A 4,259-nucleotide genomic window follows, 5' to 3' on the forward strand; every position below is an offset into this window, starting at 1 on the left:
GCGCGGCACCCCGCCGGCGGTCCAGGTCTCGGCTCCGGCGCGGGCGCTGTTGGAAGGGGTTCCCCCGCCGCCGGTGCGCGGACGGGCGGACGACTTCTCCTGGCCGCCTCCCGCCGAGCCGGCGCAATAGCGCGCGGCCATCCCGTGCGCGCCGTCCGGCCGCGTCTTGCACTGCGGCACCTTTGCGAGCGCGCCCCTGCGCTCTAAGGTCGAGCTTCGATCCCAATCGAGCCGAGGGGCCCATCCATGTCCATCCGTCCGCGCCGCAGCGTCCTCTACATGCCCGGCTCCAATGCCCGTGCGCTGGAGAAGGCGCGTACCCTGCCGGCGGACGGCGTGATCCTGGACCTTGAGGACGCGGTCGCCCCCGACGCCAAGGTGGAGGCCCGCGCCCGCGTGGTGGAGACGGTGAAGGCCGGCGGCTTCGGCCCGCGCGAGGTGGCGATCCGCATCAACGGCCTCGATACCGCCTGGGGCTCGGACGATCTCGACGCCGCCGCCGCCGCCGCGCCCGACGCCATCCTGGTGCCCAAGGTGCAGGAGGTCGAGCAGCTGGTCACCGTCGGCCGCCGCCTGAAGGCTTTGGGCGTGCCGGAGACCACGCGGGTGTGGGCCATGATCGAGACCCCGCTCGCCATCCTCGACATCAAGGCCATCGCTTTCTCCGCGCGCGATCCGCTGACCCGCCTCCAGGTGTTCGTGCTCGGCACCAACGACCTCGCCAAGGAGACCCGCGCCGCCCTCGTCCCCGGCCGCGCGCCCATGGTGGCCTGGCTGACGCTGGTGGTCGCCGCCGCGCGCACCAGCGGCATCGACGTCCTGGACGGGGTGTGGAACCAGTTCCAGGACCTCGACGGCTTCAACGCCGAGTGCGCGCAGGGGGCCCAGTTCGGCATGGACGGCAAGACGCTGATCCATCCCTCTCAGATCGAGCCCTGCAACGCCGCCTTCTCGCCGCCCGCCGCCGAGGTGGATCGCGCGCGCGCCATCATCGCCGCCTTCGCGCTGCCGGAGAATGCCGGCAAGGGCGTCATCACGCTCGACGGGCGGATGGTGGAACTGCTGCATGCCGAGATGGCCAAGCGCACGGTCGCGCTCGCCGATGCCATCGCCGCCAAGGGCTGAAGACCCGCCTTGCACCGGCAGACCCTGACGAAGGAAACCCGCCATGGCCGCCACGCCGCCGCCCGCGCCCCTGCATATCGTCATGCTGGCATTCCCGCGCTTCACCCAGCTCGACCTCACCGCGCCCTACGAAGTGCTGGCGCGCATCGCCGGGGCGAAGGTCGACCTGGTCTGGAAGAGCGCGAAGGAGCCGGTGGTGGACGATCTCGGCCTGAAGATCATGCCCACCGCGAAGTTCAAGGACATCACGGCGTGCGACGTGCTGTTCGTGCCCGGCGGCCCCGGCCAGCTGGCGCTGATGGAGGATGAGGAGACGCTCGCCTTCCTGCGCCGCATGGCGGCGGGCGCGCGCTATGTCACCTCGGTCTGCACCGGCTCGCTGGTGCTGGGGGCGGCCGGCCTGCTCATGGGCTACCGCGCCACCTGCCACTGGCTGTCCTTGCCGCAACTCGCCTTCCTCGGCGCCGTCCCGGTGGAGGAACGCGTGGTGGTGGACGGCAACCGCTTCACCGGCGCCGGCGTCTCGTCCGGCATCGATCTCGCTCTGCGGCTCGCCGCGGAATTGGCCGGCGAGGAGGAGGCGCGGCGCATTGCCCTCGCCATCGAGTACCAGCCGGCGCCTGCCTTCCCGCCGCGCGACCGCGAGGACCCGGCTCTGGTGACACAGGTGCGCGGGCGGACCCAGCGGTTCCAGCAGGACCGCGAGGAGACCGCCCGGCGCGTCGGCGCCCGCCTCGGCGTGCCGCTGCGCGCCGACTGAACCGAAGGACACCCTGATGAAGCTCTACCGCTACCTCACCGGCCCGGATGACACCGCCTTCTGCAAGCGCGTCTCGGCCGCCCTCAACAAGGGCTGGCAGCTCCACGGCGCGCGACCCTGACCTTCGATCCGGTGAAGGGCCGCGTCATCTGCGGCCAGGCGATCGTCAAAGAGGTGCCCGGCGAGTGGTCGGACGACATCACGCTGTCCGACTACTGACGGCGCGGGGCGCTCAGGCGTAGGCGGTCGCTTCGGCGGCGGGGCCGGCGGGCAGCAGCACGACGGCCACGTCCACCTCGTCGCCGGCGTCGGCGAATTCCTTCTTCACCGCCGTGGTGAGGCGCCCCACCGCCTGGCGCGCCTGCTCGACGCTCCAGTCGTTCTCGAAGCCGAGGTGCAGCTCCACCATCATCTTGCCGCCCAATTGGCGGGTGCGGATGTCGCCCAGTTCGTCGAAGTCGTTGAAGTGCCTGGTGAGCACGCGCAGGATGCGCAGCTGGCCGGCCTCGCCGATCGCTTGGTCCAACAGCGAGCCGACCGAGTTCGAGAGCATGGCCCAGATGTTGTAGACCATGAAGCTGATGACCACGAACGACGCGAGCGGATCGAGATAGGCGATCCACTCGATGGTGTGGAACGTGGAGGTGATCATCGTGCCGATGAACACCGACAGGCTGGCCGTGGCCGAGACCAGGTGGACGCGCGCCTGCGCCTCCAGCACCGGCGACTTGGTCTCCCGCGCGAGCCTGAGCGCCTTGCGGTTGAAATAGGCGTTGCCGGCGACCGCGAGCGCCGCCACCACCAGGCCCGCCCCGGCGCCCTCCACCGGCTGCGGATCGAGCACGAGCGCCACCGCCCGGGTGCTGGCGATGATGACCAGCACGGTCTGCAGCACCGCGATCATCATCTCGGCGAGGTTTTCGAGCTTGCCCAGCCCGTAGGCGAACCGGCCCGGATTGGCGCGGCTCGCGAGGCGTAGCACCAGCCAGCAGGCGGTGAGCGCGGTCAGATCGAAGGAGGTGGCGAGCAGGTCGGTGAAGATCGCGGCCGAATTGGTGAAGCTCGCGGCCACCACGTAGAGCGAAAAGAGGACGATGGTGAAGATCATCGCCTGGAAGGACAGTTTCTGGCTCGCCGATCCTGACACCACGCACCCCCGACGCTCTCATGTGCACCCTGGTGCCAAAAGGCCCAGCCGTGCGCCGCCGTCAACCCCTGTTGCGCCGCACGCGGGGCGTCTGCCACATTGGGCGCCTGCACCGGGGGCTAGAGATGACCAAGACCAGTTCCGGCAACTTCTTCGAGGACTTCGCGGTCGGCCAGGTGATCCGCCACGCGACGCCGCGCACCCTGACCGTGGGGGATGCGAGCCTCTACAGCGCGCTTTACGGCACCCGCTTCGCCGTCCAGTCGGCCGACAGCTTCGCGCAGGACCTCGGCTATCCGCGCGCGCCCCTCGACGACCTGCTGGTGTTCCACATGGTGTTCGGCAAGACCGTGCCGGACATCTCGCTGAACGCGGTGGCGAATCTCGGCTATGCGGGCGGGCGCTTCCTTGCTCCGGTCTATCCTGGCGACACGCTGACGGCGGTCTCCGAGGTCATCGGTGTGCGCGAGAATTCCAACGGCCAGAGCGGCGTGGTCTATGTGCGCTCCAGCGGCTTCAACCACGACGGCGTCGAGGTGCTGGACTATGTGCGCTGGGTGATGGTGCGCAAGAAGGACCCCTCCTTGCCTGCACCCGCGCCGGTGGTGCCGACCCTGCCGGCGGCGCTCGCCCCCGACGCGCTGGGCGATGCGGTGCCGGCGCTCGACAGCGAGGCCTGGCGCTTCGACCTGTCCGGCAGCCCGGCGCGTTTTGCCGATTACGAGGTGGGCGAGAAGATCGACCACGTGGACGGCATGACGGTGGAGGAGGCGGAGCACATGATCGCCACCCGCCTCTACCAGAACACGGCCAAAGTGCACTTCAACCAGTTCACCGAAGGGCAGGGCCGCTTCGGCCGGCGCCTGATCTATGGCGGGCACGTGATCTCGATCGCCCGCGCGCTGTCGTTCAACGGCCTCGCCAACGCCTTCCACGTGGCGGCGATCAATGCCGGACGGCACGTGGCCCCCCTGTTCGCCGGCCTGACGGTGCACGCCTGGAGCGAAATCCTCGACGCCGCCGCCATACCCGGCCGCGACGACGTCGGGGCGCTGCGCGTGCGCACGGTCGCCACCAAGGACCGCCCGTGCGCCGACTTCCCTTACAAGGACGGCGACGAGTACGACCCGAGCGTCATCCTCGACCTCGATTACTGGGTTCTGATCCCGCACTGAGCCGGCCGCGCGGCGCGGCGGGCTGCGTCAGCGTGCGGCGGCGCCTTGGGCG

4 protein-coding genes and 1 pseudogene are annotated in these 4,259 nt (G+C 70.1%); 4 read left to right on the forward strand and 1 reads right to left on the reverse strand.

All coding sequences use genetic code 11. The annotated features are described in order from the left end of the window. The first annotated feature begins 246 nt into the window (after positions 1-246). From AC2W7M_RS20735 to AC2W7M_RS20745, 3 genes and pseudogenes are all read left to right on the forward strand, one after another. A complete protein-coding gene (locus tag AC2W7M_RS20735) occupies positions 247-1,125 on the forward strand; it encodes an HpcH/HpaI aldolase/citrate lyase family protein (protein WP_486134551.1) in 879 nt (292 codons plus the stop codon). A gap of 43 nt (positions 1,126-1,168) precedes the next feature. Continuing rightward, positions 1,169-1,885 (forward strand): DJ-1/PfpI family protein, encoded by a 717-nt coding sequence (locus AC2W7M_RS20740; RefSeq protein WP_486134553.1) that lies wholly within the window; start codon positions 1,169-1,171, stop codon positions 1,883-1,885. 16 nt (positions 1,886-1,901) lie between these two features. After that, a pseudogene (locus AC2W7M_RS20745) lies at positions 1,902-2,104 on the forward strand (DUF1737 domain-containing protein). Positions 2,105-2,117: 13 nt separating this feature from the next. Here AC2W7M_RS20745 and AC2W7M_RS20750 read toward each other — a convergent pair. Further along, positions 2,118-3,032, reverse strand: coding sequence for a cation diffusion facilitator family transporter (locus AC2W7M_RS20750; RefSeq protein WP_486134554.1), 915 nt, complete (start codon positions 3,030-3,032; stop codon positions 2,118-2,120). A 125-nt stretch (positions 3,033-3,157) separates the two neighbouring features. Here AC2W7M_RS20750 and AC2W7M_RS20755 point away from each other — a divergent pair, with 125 nt between their 5' ends. Further along, positions 3,158-4,207, forward strand: a complete 1,050-nt coding sequence (locus tag AC2W7M_RS20755; protein WP_486134556.1) for a MaoC family dehydratase — start codon at positions 3,158-3,160, stop codon at positions 4,205-4,207. Positions 4,208-4,259 lie beyond the last annotated feature (52 nt).

Source organism: Xanthobacter sp. BG11Y11_SDJG (genome assembly GCF_057364445.1).